Below are 20,454 nucleotides of genomic sequence, written 5' to 3' on the forward strand. Positions count from 1 at the left end.
TTCCTGTGAACAACCTGCTCTTGACGCGTCTGCAACTGTTTGGTACGTTCGCCGACTTCCCGGATAGCCGAACGCCGGCCGCCTTAAAAAGGCTCTTTCCTCTTTCTTCCAGCGGAAGATTTTTTGCTCTGCTCATGTGCACAAAGATTTTCCCCAATGGTCCCGCTAACGGCGTATCAAGCCTTTGTTCCCCGCGTATGAACCCATAGGGAACCTCCTTTCTCCAGATCATGAGGTTCCCCTGATTGTGTCGAAGAAGACCAAGGGTTGCACTTAGGAACAAGTCTTTACGTGTCCGGCGTAAACAAGGATTATCCCGGCGCCCACGACCAGCATCCCCAAGATTTGCGCCATATTAATGGTTTCATGCAGCCACCAGGCACTCGTGAACATGGCTATGACCGGTGTGATTAAATGTACTACCCGCACTAACCATATCGGCAATTCGTCCAAAGAACGGTAGTAGCATTGATACTGGATTCCCTGCAGAATAACACTCAAAAGAACCAACCACCAAATTGTCAAATCCACCCTTGGCAATGACCCCAAGCCTCCCGTCCAGGCGGCCCAGCCTAAGAGAAGGAACAGCGACATTCCGGAGTTAAAATAGGCCACGATCATATTTTCGACCAGAGCCAGCCTGTGTTTAATAATCTCCGCGTTAACCGCTACCAAAAATGCACTGCCGAGAATCAGAACGTTGCCGCCGGACCCCAGGTGAAATCTTTGCCAAGAGATTTGTAAAACCAGACTGACACCGAGAAGCATGATGGCCATCCCGGCCCACTCCAGGCGGCGCAACTTTTCCTTCCATAAAAGATAGCCAATAACGAGGCTGAAAAACAAGTCGCCTCGCAGCAGGATGGCGGCATTTGCGGGTGAGCTCAACTGTAATCCCCAATTTTGCAACAGTCTTAAGGCCGTTCCTATGATGCCTACCAAATAGAGTTCCGGATGCCGCTTAGCGGCCGACAGAATCTCTCGCCCTTGTCCGCGCACTAACAGAACCGCCAAAAGCATAAAATGAGTTCCACCAAAGACAATGAATAGAAACATCAGCACAGTCATCCCTGAGAAGCACATTTTTGCCAAACTGAGCAGAACGCCCACTAAAATTGCCGAGACAATTCCGTTAATCGTCGCAATCTTCATGCCCCGGAAGCCGCCTCTTTCTCACTTAGCCTGTCCCTGCTGGCTTGTTCCGTCACGGACGCTTTACAGATCGGTGGCAACGTACTTAATATCCATGAACTCCTCCAGCCCAGTCCTTGCGCCCTCGCGGCCCAACCCGCTTTGCTTTACGCCCCCCATTGGCGCATAGGCGACCGAAGGTAAAGCATTATTCAGGCCAATGATCCCGAACCTGAGAGCTTCGGTAACTCGAGCCGAACAGGAAAGCGCACCGGTGTACACATAGGCGGCCAGCCCCATATCCGTATTGTTGGCCTTCTTGATAACCTCAGCTTCGTCAGCAAATTTAAACACGGGCGCCACGGGCGCAAATAATTCCTCTCTCGCTAATCCGGCACTCTCTGGCACATTTTCCATGATCGCCGGGGCAACATAATAACCTGCAGCCGGTACCTCCATTTCCGGCACCAGATGTTTTCCTCCAAGAGCTTCTGCCTCATGCACCAGCCCCTCGACTCTCGCTTTACTGGCGAGATTGATCAGTGGGCCAAGATCCACCTGTGCACCCCCGACCGGATTGCCAATCTTCATCTTAGCAATTTTCTCGGCCAAAAGCGTTACAAATTGGTCGTAGACTTCCTCATGCACATAAAAGCGGTTGGCCGCAATGCAGGACTGGCCATTATTCCTGAACTTGGCAATCATGGCTCCCTCAACCGCCTGTACGACGTCCGCATCGTCAAAGACAATGAAAGGCGCGTCTCCTCCTAATTCTAACGCTAAGCGCACAATTCCGTCCGCGGCTCGATGCATCAAAGTCCGGCCCACTGCGGTGGAACCGGTAAAACTTACGACCCTAACAGCGGGATGTTTCATCATAGCTTCGGTGGTGACTGAGGCCGGACCCAAGACTAAATTGGCTGCTCCTCCGGGAACACCCGCATCCGCAATGCACCTAAATAGCTCCAGCACGCTCAACGGAGCCTCATCAGATGCCCTTGCCACAACGGTACAACCTGCCGCCAGTGCCGGCGCTATTTTCCTCGCCTGGATAGAAACCGGGAAATTCCACGGCGTGAGGCATAGCGCGACCCCCGCCGGTTGGGTATAGGCAATATGCCGCCTGTTCGCGGCATCGCTGGGAATACAGTACCCATGCGGTCTACGAATCTCCTCAGCAAACCACTGGAAATATTCAGCGGCAAAATTCACCTCTCCCCTAGCTTGGGCTAAGGGTTTACCCGTCTCTGAGGCCAGAGTGTGCCCAATATGATCCGCCCTTTGCCGCAGCAAGCCGGCTGCGGCATTGAGAATATTAGCCCGAGTGCGCACGGATGTCGCAGACCACTCTGGAAAAGCGCCTTCGGCGGCCTGCACAGCCATCAGGGCATCCTCGCTGTCGCCGTGGCCGATCACGGCGATTACTTCCCCCGTCGCCGGGTTTGTTACCTCTTTTCTACCTTTTCTGACAGGCTCCCTCCACTCTCCAGCGATGAGAAGTGATTGCATGTACTCTGTTGACATCATGTCCTCTCCTTCCATACGTGACTTATACGCTTCATCTTGCGCTCCATAATTGGGTGATGTTAATTATCCTGTAAACGTATTTTTCGGCTTTCGCTCACTTCGGGACTTCTACACCTCACCCCCCCGTTTATTGGCCAACAGCCACACATCGAGTGTGCTTTCGGTTTCTGCCAATGGCTCTCCCATTCTCGCCTGCAGCCATCCCGCAAAAGACGGATTAAGGCCCCACCCGTTCAAAAAAGAAGGGTCTAACGGACGTTCCAAGCCGGCAATATCTTTAAAAGCCACAGGCTCCACCTTGACTTCGTTTAAGCCGACAACTTGATCCGTCAGGCCCAACATCACTTGACTCTTGCCTTCCCCCAAAGCCTTGATGGCTTCTTTTCCCAAAAGGATGGCTTCTCGTCGGTCGCGTTCACACACCGACCAGATGTTAGAGCGTTGCAGGATGCCTAGGTTCTCAGCGCGCGAAGGGACTCCTCGCTCGCGCAGTTTCAAAGACAGCAGCGGAGCAACCCCTCCCGGAATTGTACTGCTCTTATTTCCGCCAATGGCGTATTCTGAGATTGGCTTCCCCGATTCATCACGGGCCCCTTCGCTCACAACCGCCAATAAACAGGGATGCATGCGTAAATGTTCATCGACCCTCGCGAAAAACTCCTCAAGACTGAAAGGATGTTCGGGCACATACAACTGTATCGGCGGGTAGTTCGGCAGGGCAAGCTGCGCCAGGCTCGCGGCCGCTGCCAACCAACCCACATTTCGTCCCATTACCTCGACAATACGCACTCGTTCAAAATTGCGCATAGCCCAGAGGTCGAGCGCTATGGCTCCAACCGCTTCACCTATAAATTTGGCCGCGCTAAGATACCCCGGCGAGTGATCTGTTCCCCATAAATCATTGTCAACTGTTTTGGGAATCCCCAGCACCTGAACGTCCGGGCAAACCGTGACAATTTGGTCGGCAGCCCACATCGTCCCATTTCCCCCAACCAACACAAGCTGCGAAATATCCCGCTGTTGAAGGTTTCTGCGCATGATCGTCAATCTTTCTGTGTTTAAAGGGTATCGCCCTGCCCCCAAGACTGCTCCGGGCTGAAACTTTAAGGATTCTAACTTGCTTTTCTCGACACCCTCTAAGCGCATGGCCCGGTTCGTAACTAAACCTTCTATCCCATTGCAAAATCCCAGGATCTCACCGTATCGCCCAGAACATACCGCTGCTTCCACAAACCCTGCCAAGGTCGCATTCAATACCGATGTTGGACCTCCTACCTCTAGCGGGGAGACTCAAAGAGCTTGAGCTGGAAGTTGTATTTGTGGTCTGTCATTCCCTTGGCAATGAGGCTAGATAATTTTAGATTCATGGTGAGGTAATAGTGCTACAAGATGTTAAGACAATTTTTTTCAGATTTTTAAGGGGGGGAATCGTAACCCGCCGGAAGCCCAGAAGTTATTCACCCAAGTGCCGATCTTGGCTTCCCGTTGTGCTTTCGGGGTCTCCTCTTTTTGGGGAGAACAAGTATATACGGTTACTCATTCTCTTCATGTGTATAAATCCGCCTTTCTGCGAAAGGCACCGATGGGGTTATGAAACAAAAACCCATCATCCTTTCACTCTTTTTGTGCTATCCTCCTCTTGTAGGTCGCTGGTATACTACAGAACCCGAGGAGGTGAGTGGCGGGGCTGTATAGCGGCAACCCCGTATGTGTATATGGTGTCGGTCATCCGTTAAGGCATCAATGAATGGCGCAAAACAGTAGCCCGTAAACTTATCTCTTCCGAAGTTGACTCGATTTCGCCGGATGACCAGTCCCTGCCATCCCTACAAGTATTTTTGCTGGAGGTACTTCTTTTGTTCAAAATCTTTCGTAAAAACTGCTGTGGACTTGATGTCCACAAAACCTGGATCTATGCCTGCATCGGTATTACTGATACAAATGGCCGTACTGAGTATAAGCAAGCTCGCTTCTCTTCCTTTTCCAAGGGCCTTAGAGAGTTGGCTGATTGGCTTGCGAAATTCTCCTGTATCGAAGTTTGTATGGAATCTGCCGGCAAGTTTTGGATTCCCGTATTCAACATCCTTGAAAAAACCTGTTTTGTTACCCTGGCACATCCCAAGTACACAAAACCTCAAAAAGGAAACAAAACGGATCGCAAAGATGCCAAATGGATCTGTGACCTCTTTATGTGCGATATGATCAAACCCAGCTTTATCCCTTCTCCTGTAATCAGGCATCTCCGTGACCTGATGCGTTACCGCTTCAAGATCACAAATATGCTGACTGGCGAGAAGAACCGTGCCCAGAACTGCCTGACTGTTTCCAACTTAAAGCTTGATGATGTCTTCAGTGATGTCTTTGGAAAGTCTGCCAGATCTATCACTACCTACATACTTGACCATCCCGGTGAACCCTTTGATGTCGCTCCCTTTGTCAATGGACGCTGCAAAACCCCTATCGAAGAGATCCAGGATGCCGTTGATGGTGCGATTTCTCCCGAGCAGGCTGTCAAGCTGCGTCAATGTCTCGCACACATTGATGAACTTGAAAACCACAAAAGGGAAATCGAGCAGGAAATACTTTTACTTGTACAACCTTTTTCAGCCATTCTAGATTTACTTCGTACCATTCCCGGGCTCAATTCCAATCCGATGACTGCCATTGCCATTCTCTCTGAGATTGGTCCGGACATGTCCGTGTTTCCGTCATCTAAGAATCTTGTTTCCTGGGCTGGATGCTGTCCACGCAATGATCAAAGTGGAGGAAAAGTAAAATCCACCCGTATATCTCGTGCCGGCTGTTATTTGAAACCTCTTCTTGTTCAGGTTGCAAATGCACTTCTCAAGTCTAAGAAACACCCTGAATTCAAAGAGAAGTATCACAGAATCAAGACCCGCCGGGGTCACAAAAAGGCTATCATCGCTGTCTGCAAGATGCTCTTGACCGCTATCTGGAATATCTTGAATAAGCTGGAGCCATATACCCCCGAAGGCTTTCTGGAGCACCGCCCTGTCAATGAATCTAAGGTTCTTACAAAGGCGCAGGCTCTGGAACTTCTCAGGAAAAGAGGTTACACAATAACAGACGAATCTCCCGTAATCGTTTAATCCTAAAACTCCCAATGTTATTTTTTGCCACCCGCAAAATGTGAATGGTTTGTTTGCTGTACGCTTTTTACTCCCTAGCCACTACCTCTTTGTTTCAAACTTTACCTCTTCGCTCGTTACGTCCTTCGTGCCACCGCCAAAATATTCACCGCAAGACTCCAGCCAGTCGATGAAATCAGTCGAGCCACTGATCATGGCTCAGGTCGGTTTCCACACATCCGTTAATCTCAGTCAGCGTTTGTTTTTCCATTTCGCGGTTGTCCCGACCAGTTTAGCCAGTTCTGCCTGGGAGAGGCCTTTCTCCCCACGTAGTCGTGCCAATAATTGACCGACGCTGTCCATAAGCTTCCTAGATTCCTTCCCCGGTGTTCCATTATCGCCCGCGCAGAATCCACTGGGCATGAGTCACGAAAACCACTCCATACGCCAACACCGCAACAACCAGCAGCCGAGAAACCAATGCGTGCGGCCTGTTTCCTATCCGCCACAGCAGGACCCCCAGGAGAACCGGCAGTGCCATCTTGACCGCCATGAACGCGACGGCGTTTTACCATCGCATCATGGGGTTTGCCTCCTCGATTGCGCCAAGACGAAGCCCCCAGAGCGTTAGCACACCGTCAAGAAGGGTGAGAACGACCAGGGCTGCTGTGGGGTGGAGAGAAGCCCATATTACTTCTATCCCCTGCATAAGAACTTTCGTCAAATTCTCACCGGGTCGGACTAAGTCCGGCCCGTTTTGTTAACTTTTAAATGTTAATTGGACGGTTCACTGAACATTTACGAATTAGCTTCTATTCGTTTCGCCACTTCTTCGCTGTGTTTAAATCATATGCTTCTACGTAGCCATTCTTTGCGACTATGCCCAGGAAGGTGAATATGTCGTGCGCATTAGACATCCTGCGTCGCTGAGGTTAGACGGTTGCAACACTCAAACCAGGCACTCGTGACGCACAGAATGGACATTGGCAGTAGCATAAAAGCGCGTTACACTCGACTTGCTTTTACTCACAGGCAGGATAGGGGGGCGACGCTGGAGAGCGACCTGATCGGCTTGTGAGGTTTAGCAAAAAGAATGATACCGCCAGGTGTTGCTCTTTTTTCTTTGTATTCCACTTAGCATCACTCTTTCTGGAAAACCAAAGCGTTAAACTCAGGGGTCTGGGGCAGCACCCCCAGTGAGTGTCTAACCGTTGCGACAGGACTGTCTAATCTGCACGACGCGGGTGTCTAATCTATGCGTTGCGACTGTCTAATTCGGTACGACATATTACTTTTGCCTGTGGATAAGACCTGAAACCCGCATGAATAAGGGCATCTTTTTTTTAACGGATGCCTAAATCCACAAAAGAAGACTGTCGAAGCCGAGTTAATCTGATTCCTGTCAAAAGTATGCAAAGACGCCGATATTCTCCCCCTCCCCTGCGGTCGACCCGACCGTTCCGCAGATATCCTGCCAACTAGGTTTACCGACCGGTTGCCGGTTGATCGGCCCAAAGCTGGACCCAAACACGGCAGGTGTCCCTCCGAACCCCCTGCCATTGAATCGTGCAGTTAGAAATTGGTTCCCTCGAAACCCCTAACCCGTACCTTGCGGTCAGAAACCAGCATGACCAGAATCGCCGACGCCACAAGGCACGCCGCCAGTACGTAAAAGCCTAGCATGAAGGAGTGGGTAGTCGTCTTGACAAAACCCATCATCCACGGACCGACCAGCCCGCCCAAGTTGCCGATGGCCCCGATGATAGCCATGGCTGGACCCACAGTGTTCGGCGGCAACGTGTCAGTCGGTATCGCCCACAACGGACCCTGGCGCGCGTTTATACCGCCTTGGGCGATAGTCATGAACAGGACAGCCAACCACGGCAGCATCGTGCCCACGGCACCTAGCAGGAAATAGCCTATCGTAGCTATGAGCAAAACGATCGCTACAACCGCACTCCGTTTGCCCGTCCGGTCGGATACGCGTGCGGCGTAGATCATCGTCCAAACCGAAAATGCATTGGGAATAACCAATAGGAGGCCAGTACCCAAATAGCCAACCCCCAGGGCCTTAATGATTGAAGGAGCCCAGAGGCTCAAGCCGTAAGTACCCATTATCGTTAGGAAATAGGCGAGCGTCAGCAGCAAAACCTTGGGGTGGTATATCATGCTGAAAGCATTGACCTTGACTTGGTTCTCGAAAGCTCTACGTTCCTCAGTGAGCTTGGTCTCGATGTATTCACGTTCTCCGGCGGGCAGCCACTTAGCCTGATAAGGATGGTCCTCGACCAGGAACCACCAGAAAACGGCCCATACCAGTGGCGGAATGGCTTCGATGAGAAGCATTATCCGCCAACTGGAGGTGGCGGTCAGAATCCAACCTGATAACGGCATGGTTATGATGCCGGTTATAGGCAGACAAATTTGCCAGTAAGCATTAGCACTCGCCCGCTCACCCTTGGGAAACCAGTCTGCGATCATAACCAGAACTGCCGGCCATATCGCGCCTTCCGTCACCCCTAGAAAAAACCGTGCCCAAAGTTCCTGGTTCACGTTTTGGGCAAGCGCGCTCCAAATGGCAAACAGGCTCCAAATTACCATCAATATAGTGATGAGTCTCTTGGCACTCCAGTGCTGGGCCAAGTATCCTCCCGGCACCTGCATGATCATATAACCGATGAAAAATATGCCCATAACCCATCCGGCCGTCGCATGCGTTATATGGAAGTCCTTAATCATGCCGGGAGCAGCAAAGCTGATATTGGTTCGATCCATAAAGGCCATCATATACATTACTACCGCTGCCGGGATGATATAGCGCCACCTAAAGTTGGTTACCTTTTCCATTTCTATACCTCCTCGTATTCAACACAGCGAAATTAGGCGTAGAAGGAAAGACGTTACTTATCCCCCCTCGTCCTCATGGTGGGACATAAAAATGGTGGCCAGTTCGGAATCAGAGAGAGAAGGAACAAACACGCAAAACATCCGCATCTGCTCACTGGCTTCGTTTACCTGTTGATGGATAACGTTGGCCTTCACATATAAGACAGAACCATCATTTATGTTGACCGTCTCGTTACCCAGCCTGCAATATCCCTTACCCGTAACTATATGGATTATCTCATCAACCGTATGACTGTGTAAGGAATTTCTCCCACCATTAGCCCCAAGATCGGTCACTACAACGGTACACCGCACATCGCTACCCGATAGGACCAGTCGACTGGTACGGGCCTCACTCTTCACTGCCGGTGGTATTTCGTAGATATAACGTATCAACCTAATCACCCCCTGTCTATCAAACTTCCCGCTTGCGTCTCACTACGCCAGCCATTACCGGGTGAACCAATGCCGGACTTGCTGATGATCATACGCTGTCTACCACTTCATGACTATCACCGCCTTTCGTTATTTTTCCGTACTTTCGACTGTAATGACTTGGAGGCTGTGACTTATCACGGAAACCCTGGACCTTTCTCCAAACCGGGCTAATCCGTAATCCAATGCTTCGGCCATCGAGTCAAAATGCAACATGAACATTTTTCTAACCTCTTCCGGTATTGTTGACCCAACAATGGCCAAGTCGGCGTGTTTGAGGGTACGAGCCAGAAGATATGCCCTATGCCCACCAGGAGGGACACCTTCCGACCTGATGTTTTTGATAACTTCATCCAGATTTGAGGCACTTACGAATGCATTGTAGAAGCGCTGCTCGCCCAAACCCTGTCCTACCCCTTCAGGCATCGTGGCCGGAAGCACAATCAAGCCTCCTTGCCGCACCGAAGGGAAAGGACTGAAAGCCACATTGCTGGCCCCTCTAGTCGCCTGATACAGATTCGCATCCTTGGGAAAACTGACACCGGTGATTACTATGTCCGCCTGCTCCTGGATAGGTACCTTGTATACCTTGTCGGCAAACGATACGCCCGCCTCGAAAGCGGCGACGGCGCCTCCAGCCACTACCCTGACCAATTGACCGCTCGTATCAAGCACGCCGTTGACTATAAAGTGCAAGCCGACTTTTTCAGCAATTTCGCTGGCGTTCATGTGGAACCTGTTATGATCGATATTGCCTATTCTGGTATACGGATCATCAAAAACATCGATGGCATGCTGCCAACCTATGGTTTCCTCACCGGCAACCCCGATTGCTATGGCTTTCCGAGCACCACTGTAACCGGCAAAGAGATGGGGCTCGATTATACCCGTCGATATTCTTAGGTCTGCCTCATATACCAGTTTGTTAAGGTAAATTGGACAGTTGAGAGATGTCTTGCCTGCGAAGACAAGGTTTTCTTTATCGGTCGGATTATGATTGACCACTTCAATTTTGGATACAATGTCAGACCCCAACTTATTTGCCAATTCGTTACGTGTGCACGGCCTATGCATCCCCGTAGCGACAACTATTGTTATCCTGGCGTTCTCAATACCGGCCCCAGATAATTCTGACAATATTACTGGCAAGAAGCGGTCGTCAGGGCAAGGACGGGTGATATCCGTTACCACTATGACCACTTTTTTGGGTCTTTTTTGCGCAGCGATTGTGCTTAGTCTAGGTGTCCCTACAGGATGTTCCAGGGCATGCTCTATGATGTTCTGGGGAGACGTATCGGCCGCAACTAGTTTTGGTTCAATAATCTGCCCCAGATTTTGGCTGTGCAGATTGACCTCCACAAAACCTTTTCCGTTAGGGACGCGTACTGTTGGCATAATTACCCCCCTTAATTCCAAAGATCCTTAAGGCATATGTGTACCATTTTACCCATTCGCAGACGCTACATGGCCCGGACGATAAACATTTCCCGAAAGAGTCCTGATAATAAGCCATCCTATGAAGCGCCGCGCATTTAATTTGCGGACAGTGCGCTACGGTTCATATGCATGGATGAAACCACCCTGATGGTTTCCAACATGCTCCCAGGATCAGCTATTCCTTTCCAAGCTATGTCCTGGGCACAGCCGTGACCGACGGTAGCAAACAATACGGGCGTGCCTATAATCAAGCCGCAACTCTTGTCAAGTGCCAGGGTTTTCAGCGCTATATGCCCCTGGTCATGGTACATTCCTACGTAGGCATCGTATTTATGCTCAAGGCACTTGTAAAACAAGGAATCACCAGCAAACGGCCCATAGACATCAATACCTTGGGCCCTGGCAGCCTCAATCGCAGGAGAAATCTGAAATATTTCCTCATCGCCAAACATACCTTCCTCGCCAGCATGGGCATTTAGCCCGGCAACCGCGATTCTAGGCCGTTCCACGCCAAGCAACTTCACAGCTTCATTAACCTTGCTGACAATATCCAAGACCAAATCCTTATTTATCAAATCGCATGCTTTTCGCATAGAAACGTGCAAAGTGGCACTGGCTACCCTTAAGTCACCTGCAACGAGCATCAGGAAAGCTCGTTTTGCTGAAGTTAATTTGGTGACCAGATTGGGATAACCGGCAAAGCTGATACCAGCTTGATCAACCGCCTTCTTGCTGTGGGGACCGCCGATCGCGGCATGCACCGCGTTAGCTTTTAAAAATCCAACTGCCCGATTGGTATATTCGATCATGGCCCGTCCGGTCATGCCATCGGGTTTACCTACGTGGAAGGAAGCAGAATCAATGTTCTTGCAGTCAACCATGTCAATTGTGCCAAGCTCATAACGGCCTTCCGCCGGGTCGCTCACAATCCGCGTCTGTAGATGTAATTTAAGTAAATCGTTGGCTTTCTGTAAAACATTCTGGTCGCCAATGACCAGTGGCCGGCACATATCGTAAACGTATTCCTTGGCAAGGGCCTGGGCTACTATTTCTGGTCCGATTCCAGCCGCGTCACCAATAGTAATGGCTACAATTGGTTTCATTATTCCTTAATACCTCCCCTCAGACTTACCAACTTGATGGTCTCGATAATAACACCCGGATCGGCTATTCCCTTCCAGGCAATATCGAGGGCGCAACCGTGGTCTACGGTTGCCCAGTTTATGGGCACCCCTATGGCTACCGCGGAGGCCTTTTTGAAGGCCAAGGTTTTCACGGGTATGTGGGCCTGGTCATGGTACATAGCGACATAGGCGTCATATTTTCCGTCCATAACGTTATAGAACAGGGAATCCGCGGGCCATGGACCTGACGCATTGATACCCATCCCTCGGGCAGCCTTTACTGCTGGTTTGATATGTCTTTCATCTTCGTCACCAAACATGCCATCCTCCCCGGCATGAGGATTCAACCCGGCGACGGCGATCCTCGGTTCGACGACGCCAAACATTTTTACCCCTTCATCGACCGCTTTTATTGCTTCCAGTACCAATCGTTCGGAAATCAGGTTGCAGGCATCCCTGAGCGATACGTGCAGCGTGACGTTGGCCACCCGCAGATTTCCGGCCACCAGCATTAAAAACGGATACTTGGCCCCCGTCATCCTGGCAATCAACCCCGGGTAGCCGTCAAAATGAATTCCGGCGTCGGCCGCCGCCTTCTTGCTGTGCGGCCCTCCCACGGCCCCCTGGGTCTTCTTGTCTATGCACAGCCTAACAGCCACTTCCGTGTATTCGATCATCGCCCGTCCTGTAACGGCGTTGGGCTCTGCCGGCCTAAAGGCACCCATGGGGATATTGTCCAGGTCAATCACATCGACCTTGCCGTCTTCCCAGGCGGCCTCCTCGAAATGCTTGATTACATTGAAATCGACGTTGACGTTGAACCGTCTCCTGGCTAGATCCAATATCTTGAAATCACCGATAAGCAGTGGCTGGCAGTAAGTAAAAATCGACCCTTCCTCTATGGCCCTCAACAAAATCTCCGGTCCTATACCCGCTGCCTCAGACATAGTGATGCCGATAATTGGTCTCGTCAATCCGACCCATCTCCTTCTTATCCCTGATATTCCTGTGAGATTCCCCGACTTAGTGTCAGACAATTTTGCCAACCGCGGATTCGCTGCCGAATGCATGCATTGTTATCCTCTCCAGCACTTGCGTCGTCCCCGGGACCGGGGACACGAAGGCGACATCCCTAGTACACAGGAGGAGCGACCTATCTCCTCCCTGCCTAGCGTGCTTTATGCTCTGCCAACCCTCCTAAAAGCGTAGGCGCGCTTCTTCTCCCCAAAGAAACTTTGATTCCCTCTCTTACCTGTGTTCCCGCCGAAATGGATGTCTAAATTATCACATGCAAAGTCCATGCCAAACAAGAAAACAGCGTCAGACCAACCTTTCGCCCAGAAGGAAGTGTCGCCCCGTGCAACGTTTCGTTGCCCCCCCGGCCGATGACCGGCACTTCCAGTTTGGTGGCGGCCATCCTTTCTGGGTACCCCGGAGGGTTGTTCGAGCCTGCTTCTTATTTTCTTCTGAGATGGACCGGGATTTTGGAGAACATTTCCGGCAGGACGAGAACGCGTGGATCCTGGCTGGCCGACATAACGCTTGGCTATGGCTACTAGCTCAGAGATTCCGACATAATTGATATCTGCCCCTCTGCAGAGAGCCTGCGCCACCCCTCCCTCCTTGTCTAATTTAATCAGTACCGAGAATTAGGACCAAAGATCCACAAAGTCAGGATGCAAAGGATATTTGCCTTGCGGCAATTAGCTGATCATCTCGGTCTTGATTCGACGGCCCAAAGCAAAGGATCAATACCGCCAGACAAACAACCTCCTCGAAGCAGTGAGGGACGCAAGTGAGAGATTCCCCAAAATTCTATCAATCTTTTTGCCCCTACTCGAAGATAACTGATGTTAGCGGCTCACCAAAGCCTCACGACAGCTTTCTAAAGTTGAGTAGCAAGATCTGTGCCAACCCAAAAAGGCCGGAGGGAAGGCCTCTTCCCCGACCGGAAGTGTTGCTCCTTGCAACATTTCGTTGCCGTCTCCTCCGCCATGAAAAAGCGCCCCCGCCGGGCATCCTGCGATGGGCGCTAAGCCACTCTTGGGGGCCGCTATGTCCATCTCCTGGTGGCTGATCCCAAGCCTAAGTCGCCTAAGTCCGGGGCGACAGCCAAAGTTCGGTTTCCAGCCCTGGGCAACAAAAAAGCCGGCCTGCAACAGCGGTCGGCGTGGGGTAGTGGAACGGTTAGTCCTTCCCAACCTTTCCCTCTAACTTTTTCAGTCGTCGCCACAAAGTAGATCGGTCGACACCGAGTAAGGCGGCGGCCTGTGTCTTGTTCCCCCCGGTCAGGAGCATGGTTTCGATCAGCAACCTCCGGTCAAATGAATATCCTTCGTCCTTGACTTCCTCGTCCGCCAAGTCATAAAACTCGTTGGCATCAATAACTATACCCGGGGACCTGACCGCAGCCCTTTCAATCACGCTGGACAGTTCCCTAATATTCCCCGGCCAATTATAATCGTTCAACACGCTCAAGGCTGCAGGAGACAATTCCAGTACTGGTTTCCGATATTTTTCGCAGTGTTTCTGGAGGAAATGCTTTGCCAAAAGGGGAATGTCTCCTTCCCGTTCTCTCAATGGCGGTATTTTCAAGCGCAATACATTTAACCTGTAATACAGATCCGCTCTGAAGCGGCCCTCTTCCACCATAATCCGTAAATCTTTGTTCGTAGATGCGATTACGCGGATATTTACCTTAATAATATTCCCGTCGCCTATACGCATGATTTCTCTTTCCTGTAACGCGCGCAGCAGCTTAACCTGAAACTCCGGGGTAATTTCACCAATCTCATCCAGAAAGACCGTACCGCCTTCGGCCATTTCGAGTAGACCAACTTTTCCTTCCTTGCGGGCGTCGGTGAAAGCTCCGCCGACATAGCCGAACAATTCGCTCTCCAAGAGATTGGTCGGAATAGCGGCACAATTAAAGGCGATAAAGGGCTCCAGACAGCGCGGACTCTGATTATGGATGGCCTGGGCAAACAGTTCTTTGCCCACACCTGTCTCGCCTTGTATTAAGACGGCTGAATCCGCGCTGCTATATGCTTTTGCCTGGGCGATGACAGCTTTGATAATCTTACTCCGGCCGAGGACGGAGTCAAAAGTGTTTCGGGCAAAATGCCCCTTCTTGATTATCTCCTTGTGTAACTTCCGGTGTACTTCCTGAATCAGTTCCGATGCTTCAAGCGTAGCTACGGCACCGACAACTTCTTCATTAACAACAATGGGAACCCTGCTGACGACGACCCGAGTCATTGCCATATCACATATAAGCCCTAATTCCGTCTTACCCGCCTCTAGGGTTTTGCGCAAATTAAGAGAAGGTGCAATCTCCATGCAGGGCTTCCGGATTATTTCGTTATGCTTCTTGCCAATCAGCTTTTCCGCTTGAGTATTGGCCGCTATAATGAATCCGTGTTTATCGACGGCAATAATTCCACTGTGCGTATAGTTGAGGATCGTCCGCAACTGCTCCTGTTGCAGGCGTTCATCCCTCTTTATCCTAACAATTCTCGATGCCTCCTGGTAGGCGGCGATAAGGCTTTCCCGGCTGGAACGGATAAGAATCCCCTTCAGTCCAAAGCCAATAGCAGTTTTGACAGCGAATGAATCACCAATAATCACCTGTACACCCTGTTTCTTCAGCAATGCGACTTTGTCGATGCAATCATCCGCGGTCTCTCGCAAAACAACCCGCAAATTAGAGAGCGAAAGAATCAGGGCAACTCTATTAGCCCCTTCAATGATATTGGAAAAACCCATCAGGGCTATCTCATGGCTAATCTTCATTCCCTCATACAATGCCTCCAAAATATCAAAGCCGCTTATGGGTATCTCTATTACCGGTATATCATGTTGGCCCTGACTCAATTTTAAAGCGATACCCCCACGGCTCACTATGGCATCCATCTGTTCCTTCTTGGCTTTAGAGATCAAATCACCGGACTCAGCCAGCAAAGCGTTCTTTACCTTTACATCTAAATTGGATTCGAGATTCAACCGTGTCGCCTCTTCGGCTAATTCTATATACGGAGCGATGAGCATGATCTTCGCGTCTATATTGAGTTTCATGGCCATATTCCTTTCTATAATGTACACCAAAGGTATGTTCAGTGTCATTAATTACTTAGCTGAAAGAACATTTCGAGACACAGGAGAATGGGCTTTGCCAACATTTAACCATAGTCCGTGCAGTGTCAAAGATATAGAATGGTTACTCCTGGAAGCACGTGCTGCCAAGGGGCAATTGGCTTAAGTTACACTTAGATTGGGATTACATATAACCTTGATCCCCGGCAAAATTTATACCTACGGAACTTTTGATTTCATTTGGCCAATTTAGTTGAAGAATAATCTGCTTTCAAGCTTGTTTGTTGCAGAACTTCTTGAAGTTTATTGTTTTTCCCTTGTATTCCCCCTCACTTGTAGGTATAATAAGTTATACCTGCAAGTGAGGGGGGGGAGTTACCATGACTTCCATCATTAGGCAAAAGGTTGGGGATAAGATTTATCTTTACGAGTCAGTTTCTTTTCGCAATGCCGACGGCAAGCCGAGAAACAAACGTGTCCCTATCGGCAAAATTAATCCCATAACCGGAAATCCGGTGTATAAGCCTGAATACCTGGCCCGTATGGCTGAACAAGGAACTCCCATTGAAATACCGGGGCAACCCCCTAATTTTAGAGCCTTACTCCCTTATTCTCGTGATTTCATAGTTTTATGATTTTGTCCAAGAAGGCTTAGCATAAGCTCACTTGACAACCGCTTGGCCGAGTTTACAACTTCCGGCCTCTCAATGTAAAGGGTCCGCTTTGCCGGGCTTACGCCCGCCCTTGACATTGAAGTCCTCCAGCCGTTGTGCGCAATCAAGCGGTTGTCAAGGGTTTATCCGCAGATGGAATCTGCCCTCTGCTGCACATCAGCACACTTAAACTTTCACCACAAAGCATTTGATTTCTCCTTTGCTGAGCTTTTCTTGGAATTCTTCAGGCGACAGGTCGTAAAGGCTGTCGTGATAACGGCGTTTGTTGTAGAAGTCAAGATAGTTAACGATTACCTCATACGCTTCGGCGTAACTGCCAAATTCATGTTTTGAGAGGCATTCCCGTTCTAGGTTGGAGTGAAACGATTCGATGTGAGCGTTCTTGTTCGGTGTCTTCGGCGGAATTCTCTCGTGCTCTACACCCCAACTTTCACAAGCGGTCTCAAAGATATGACTAATAAACTGCGGCCCATTATCTGTCCGGATCACGGGCTCATTTGAGCTTCCAAATATTCGCCGACGCCAGAGAGCTCTTTCCAAGGTCTGGGCGGCGTGTTTTCCTTCGCAGCTTAAACCAATATGGTAATCGACCAGACTGCGGTCATACACGTCAAGAATGCCCATGAGAAAGAAGAATCGGTCTTCTCCGCGGATGTATCCGTACTTGATGTCCATTTCCCAGAGTTGATTCGGTGCGGTTATCTCTCGATTTCTTGCGATCCGGCGGGGATGCTTGACTCGTAAACGCTTAGCCGCCTCCAGAATATCCAGCTCTTTGCAGAGCCGATAGCCTTTTTTAAAGCTGATAACCAGATTCCTTTGCCTTCTTAAGCTTAAGGTGAGCTTTCGGTAGCCATACGCAGCCTCCTCTCCGGCCACAAGTTCCAGAAGCCATTCTTTGATCTCTTCGTCACTGATTAGCTTGCCCTCTTGGGTTCGGCAATAACCTGGACGTGGGCGTCCCCCCTTGTTTTCACGCTCCTGCTTAGGTACCTGTTCCGATTTCCTTCGGTTGTAGTACGTTGCTTCGCTGACACCAACAATTCTGAGCACATGAGCTACTGCATATCCCCGGTCAATCCATTGCTCAGCAACCTCTATTTTTTCGGAAAGCCGGGCTGGCGGTTTTTTAGAAGATCCTGATAAATTGCGATCTCAAGGTCCTTTTCTCCAAGAATCGATTTGAGCCTTCCGTTTTCCTCCTCGAGCTCGCGAAATTCCTTGGGTGACGGAAGGTACTCCGCTATCTTCTTTGCCTCGTCCGAAGCCTGTCCCCACGCCTTGTGCTCACTCTGCTTTCCCCAACGGTAGATTAGCCCAACGCTTATCCCATGTTTTTTGGCTACGGGAACCGCGTTGCCGACCTCCCGTACCTCTCGAAGAACCTCGGTCTTAAATTCTTTTGAGTATCGATTACGCTTCACCATATCCCCCTCCACATCTTCAGTGTACCCTATAAGGGGCTATGGCTCAAGTTCGGTTAGGGGGCTTTATAGATACCAGCAACCAACATGACCTTTTCTATTGAGGAGATCCAGCGTTCATCCATCAAGGATTATGGAGCCTTTTATCTCTTTCAGAGCATTGCGCAAAGCATTGGATTGCTCAGGGCACTGGAGAGAGCCTTACCGAATTACTGGCAGGAGGTATTCAATCTGGCCTGTTACCTTATTTCCTCCGGAGATCCGTTTCTTTATTGTGAGGATTGGATTAACAGTACCGAATGCCTTCCGGTCGGCAGCATGTCGTCGCAACGCATCAGTGAATTGTTGGCGGCCATAAGCCCAGACTCAAGAGAGGCTTTTTATCAGGAATGGTGCCAGTGCCGGAGTGAACAGGAATACCTTGCCCTCGACATTACCTCTGTCTCCTCCTATTCTAACTTGATTGAAGACGTTGAATGGGGATACAACCGGGACAAGGAAGCGCTTCCCCAAATCAACCTTTGCATGCTGATGGGGGAAAAATCAGGGCTTCCTATCTATCAGACCGCGTACAGCGGCAGCCTCAAGGATGTCTCAACGTTGAAAACTACCTTGTCCAAAATGAATGCCTTATCGAAAGGTAAACCCACCCTGATTGTGATGGACAAGGGTTTCTTCAGTACCAAAAATGTAAACGCCATGTTGAATGATGCGGCCAAACTACGCTTCGTCATCTCGGTTCCCTTCACCTCCGGCTTTGCGAAAAAGCAGGTGGAAAGTGAACGCAAAGATATTGACAGCCTTCAGAACACAATGGTTTTAGGGGAAGATTCTGTTCGCGGGGTCACCAAACTTAGAGCGTGGAACAAAGACCATAAGATTTATACGCATGTTTACTATAACGCCATGAAGGCGATGAAGCTTCGCGAGAACCTTTATGCGCATGTCGCACTTCTGAAAGAACGGGCAGAGGCCCATCCTGCAGCTCACCTGCAGGAAGAAGAATATAGCAAATACCTTCTCATCCGCAACTCGGAGAAATCCCCCTTAGGCTATACCGTCAGCATTAAAGAGGAGGCCATCAGACAGGAACTGGAGACAGGCGGTTGGATGATCCTCATAACGAATGATGTGACCAACGCTAAAGAAGCTCTTCGAATATACCGGGAAAAAGATGTTGTAGAGAAGGGCTTCCTTCGTTTAAAAAATAGTCTAGACCTTGGAAGATTAAGGGTACATAAGGACGGTATTATGCAGAACAAGCTCTTCATTGGTTTTATCTCACTCATACTTGCCGCACATATCCACAAGGTCATGCTGGAAAAGAATCTTTACAAAAAGATGACCATGAAGAAATTGCTCATCACCTTATCTAAACTACGCATCCAAGTAGTAAATGGAACACGAATCCTGTTCCCGCTTACTAAAAATCAAAGCACTATCTACAAAGCGTTTAATGTTAAAGAACCTGTGTAGGTATAATTATCGATGGGATTTTGGGATATAACTGTCGCTTCATGATTTGAGCGGCCGATGCCGGGCACACGTGGACATGATATACCTGAAGTTTCGGTCGCAACCGTTTAAACAGGATGAAATAGAGAAGTAAGGCTCGTACCTAGCATCAAAAAGCCACAATATCAATAAGATAGTGCTGGACAACGAACCCCCTGTTCGTTAAAAATATTCCGTCAGACAGCCTCCCCTAGCTAGGAATAGCTCTTTGCGTGTGCGCCGTAAATAAGCGTAATCCCGCCAGCTACCACCAACATCCCCAAAATCTGAGCCATATTGATCCTTTCGTGTAACCACCAGGCACTCGTAACCATGGCTATAATCGGTGTGATTAAATGAACAACCCGGACCAACCAAGTTGGCAATCCCTCCAACGAACGATAATAACACCGGTACTGGATGACCTGAAAAATAATGCTCGTGAACACCAACACCCAAATTAACATGCCAGCCCGCGGAAATGCTCCTAACTCCCCCGTCCACGCGGCCCCGCTTAGGAAGAGAATAAGAGACATACCAGAATTAAAATAGGCCACTATCATATTTTCTACCTGACCCAGCCTATGTTTAATGATCTCAGCATTAACTGCCACTAAAAAAGCACTGCCAAGAAATAAGATGTTGCCGCCGGAGCCAAGGCGAAATCTTTGCCAGGAGATTTGCAAAACCAGAGTAACACCCACGAGCATGGTCCCCATACCTGCCCACTCCAAACGACGCAACTTTTGCTTCCACAAAAGGTAGCCAATTATGAGACTGAACAGCAAATCACCCCGCAACAGGATGGCGGCATTGACGGGTGAACTAAGATCTAGCCCCCAATTCTGCAACAACCTCAAGGTAGTACCCAAGACACCCACTAAATACAGCTCCGGATAACGCTTACCGGCTGACAAAACCTGTCGGCCTTCTCGTCGCACTAACAGAATAGCTAGAAGCGTAAGATGCGTTCCACCCAGTACGATCAACATGAACAGGATAACCGACATTCCAGAGAAGCAGATCTTCGCTAGGCTGAGTAAAACTCCCAGCAGAGTTGCGGAAACAATTCCGTTAATCATCGCAGTTTTCATGTCCCCGAGGCCGCCTCTTTCTTATCCCGCCTGCCTTGTCTGTAGTC

Annotated in this window: 14 protein-coding genes and 2 pseudogenes; 3 read left to right on the forward strand and 13 right to left on the reverse strand. The window is 49.8% G+C overall.

All coding sequences use genetic code 11. The features are described from left to right. Positions 1 to 273: 273 nt before the first annotated feature. From MNU25_RS17975 to MNU25_RS17985, 3 genes and pseudogenes are all read right to left on the reverse strand, one after another. Entirely contained in the window at positions 274 to 1,152 is an 879-nt protein-coding gene (locus MNU25_RS17975; protein WP_240986323.1) for a DMT family transporter, read from the reverse strand. Positions 1,153 to 1,215: 63 nt separating this feature from the next. Next, on the reverse strand, positions 1,216 to 2,655 hold the full coding sequence (locus tag MNU25_RS17980) for an NAD-dependent succinate-semialdehyde dehydrogenase (RefSeq protein WP_240986324.1): 1,440 nt from the start codon (positions 2,653 to 2,655) through the stop codon (positions 1,216 to 1,218). Between the two features lie 111 nt (positions 2,656 to 2,766). Further along, positions 2,767 to 3,927 (reverse strand): annotated as a pseudogene (locus MNU25_RS17985) (diphosphate--fructose-6-phosphate 1-phosphotransferase); the annotation flags it as partial. A gap of 587 nt (positions 3,928 to 4,514) precedes the next feature. Between MNU25_RS17985 and MNU25_RS17990 the strand changes: the two are divergent. Continuing rightward, positions 4,515 to 5,768 carry an IS110 family RNA-guided transposase gene (locus MNU25_RS17990; protein WP_240984875.1) on the forward strand — a complete coding sequence of 418 codons (1,254 nt, stop codon included), beginning with the start codon at positions 4,515 to 4,517 and terminating at the stop codon, positions 5,766 to 5,768. 373 nt (positions 5,769 to 6,141) lie between these two features. On the opposite strand, the pseudogene MNU25_RS20695 reads toward MNU25_RS17990, so the two are convergent. From MNU25_RS20695 to MNU25_RS18015, 7 genes and pseudogenes are all read right to left on the reverse strand, one after another. Next, positions 6,142 to 6,456: pseudogene (locus MNU25_RS20695) on the reverse strand (DUF5658 family protein). A gap of 863 nt (positions 6,457 to 7,319) precedes the next feature. Beyond that, entirely contained in the window at positions 7,320 to 8,594 is a 1,275-nt protein-coding gene (locus MNU25_RS17995) for an MFS transporter (RefSeq protein ID WP_240986326.1), read from the reverse strand. Between the two features lie 57 nt (positions 8,595 to 8,651). After that, on the reverse strand, positions 8,652 to 9,038 hold the full coding sequence (locus tag MNU25_RS20700; RefSeq protein WP_372503656.1) for a cupin domain-containing protein: 387 nt from the start codon (positions 9,036 to 9,038) through the stop codon (positions 8,652 to 8,654). Positions 9,039 to 9,158: 120 nt separating this feature from the next. Beyond that, positions 9,159 to 10,463, reverse strand: coding sequence for a nickel-dependent lactate racemase family protein (locus MNU25_RS18000; protein ID WP_240986327.1), 1,305 nt, complete (start codon positions 10,461 to 10,463; stop codon positions 9,159 to 9,161). Between the two features lie 137 nt (positions 10,464 to 10,600). Beyond that, positions 10,601 to 11,608 carry a PdxA family dehydrogenase gene (locus MNU25_RS18005; RefSeq protein WP_240986328.1) on the reverse strand — a complete coding sequence of 336 codons (1,008 nt, stop codon included), beginning with the start codon at positions 11,606 to 11,608 and terminating at the stop codon, positions 10,601 to 10,603. Then, positions 11,608 to 12,603, reverse strand: a complete 996-nt coding sequence (locus MNU25_RS18010; protein ID WP_240986329.1) for a PdxA family dehydrogenase — start codon at positions 12,601 to 12,603, stop codon at positions 11,608 to 11,610. The genes MNU25_RS18005 and MNU25_RS18010 overlap by 1 nt, the downstream gene beginning before the upstream one ends. 1,213 nt (positions 12,604 to 13,816) lie before the next feature. Beyond that, complete coding sequence (locus tag MNU25_RS18015) at positions 13,817 to 15,703, reverse strand: sigma 54-interacting transcriptional regulator (RefSeq protein ID WP_240986330.1); 1,887 nt, start codon at positions 15,701 to 15,703, stop codon at positions 13,817 to 13,819. A 398-nt stretch (positions 15,704 to 16,101) separates the two neighbouring features. Between MNU25_RS18015 and MNU25_RS18020 the strand changes: the two genes are divergently transcribed. Next, positions 16,102 to 16,356, forward strand: coding sequence for a BTB/POZ domain-containing protein (locus tag MNU25_RS18020; RefSeq protein WP_240986331.1), 255 nt, complete (start codon positions 16,102 to 16,104; stop codon positions 16,354 to 16,356). A gap of 204 nt (positions 16,357 to 16,560) precedes the next feature. On the opposite strand, the gene MNU25_RS18025 is transcribed toward MNU25_RS18020, so the two are convergent. Both MNU25_RS18025 and MNU25_RS18030 read right to left on the reverse strand, forming a co-directional pair. Beyond that, entirely contained in the window at positions 16,561 to 17,448 is an 888-nt protein-coding gene (locus MNU25_RS18025) for an IS3 family transposase (protein WP_240986332.1), read from the reverse strand. Positions 17,449 to 17,492: 44 nt separating this feature from the next. After that, complete coding sequence (locus MNU25_RS18030; protein WP_240984238.1) at positions 17,493 to 17,822, reverse strand: transposase; 330 nt, start codon at positions 17,820 to 17,822, stop codon at positions 17,493 to 17,495. A gap of 84 nt (positions 17,823 to 17,906) precedes the next feature. Here MNU25_RS18030 and MNU25_RS18035 point away from each other — a divergent pair, with 84 nt between their 5' ends. After that, positions 17,907 to 19,295 carry an IS1634 family transposase gene (locus MNU25_RS18035; RefSeq protein ID WP_240986333.1) on the forward strand — a complete coding sequence of 463 codons (1,389 nt, stop codon included), beginning with the start codon at positions 17,907 to 17,909 and terminating at the stop codon, positions 19,293 to 19,295. A gap of 233 nt (positions 19,296 to 19,528) precedes the next feature. Here the strand turns inward: MNU25_RS18035 and MNU25_RS18040 are convergent, their stop codons facing one another. Continuing rightward, positions 19,529 to 20,407: a DMT family transporter gene (locus tag MNU25_RS18040; protein WP_240986334.1), complete on the reverse strand. Its 879-nt coding sequence runs from the start codon at positions 20,405 to 20,407 to the stop codon at positions 19,529 to 19,531. Positions 20,408 to 20,454: the final 47 nt, after the last annotated feature.

Origin of the sequence: Acididesulfobacillus acetoxydans (assembly GCF_902729405.1) — a bacterium.
Taxonomy (GTDB): Bacteria; Bacillota; Desulfitobacteriia; order Desulfitobacteriales; family Desulfitobacteriaceae; genus Acididesulfobacillus; species Acididesulfobacillus acetoxydans.

Coding starts and splice junctions, on each gene's coding strand:
- MNU25_RS17975 (WP_240986323.1), bottom strand. CDS start 1,152: ATGAAGATTGCGACGATTAACGGAATTGTCTCGGCAATTTTAGTGGGC.
- MNU25_RS17980 (WP_240986324.1), bottom strand. CDS start 2,655: ATGTCAACAGAGTACATGCAATCACTTCTCATCGCTGGAGAGTGGAGG.
- MNU25_RS17995 (WP_240986326.1), bottom strand. CDS start 8,594: ATGGAAAAGGTAACCAACTTTAGGTGGCGCTATATCATCCCGGCAGCG.
- MNU25_RS18000 (WP_240986327.1), bottom strand. CDS start 10,463: ATGCCAACAGTACGCGTCCCTAACGGAAAAGGTTTTGTGGAGGTCAAT.
- MNU25_RS18005 (WP_240986328.1), bottom strand. CDS start 11,608: ATGAAACCAATTGTAGCCATTACTATTGGTGACGCGGCTGGAATCGGA.
- MNU25_RS18015 (WP_240986330.1), bottom strand. CDS start 15,703: ATGAAACTCAATATAGACGCGAAGATCATGCTCATCGCTCCGTATATA.
- MNU25_RS18020 (WP_240986331.1), top strand. CDS start 16,102: ATGACTTCCATCATTAGGCAAAAGGTTGGGGATAAGATTTATCTTTAC.
- MNU25_RS18030 (WP_240984238.1), bottom strand. CDS start 17,822: ATGGTGAAGCGTAATCGATACTCAAAAGAATTTAAGACCGAGGTTCTT.
- MNU25_RS18035 (WP_240986333.1), top strand. CDS start 17,907: ATGACCTTTTCTATTGAGGAGATCCAGCGTTCATCCATCAAGGATTAT.
- MNU25_RS18040 (WP_240986334.1), bottom strand. CDS start 20,407: ATGAAAACTGCGATGATTAACGGAATTGTTTCCGCAACTCTGCTGGGA.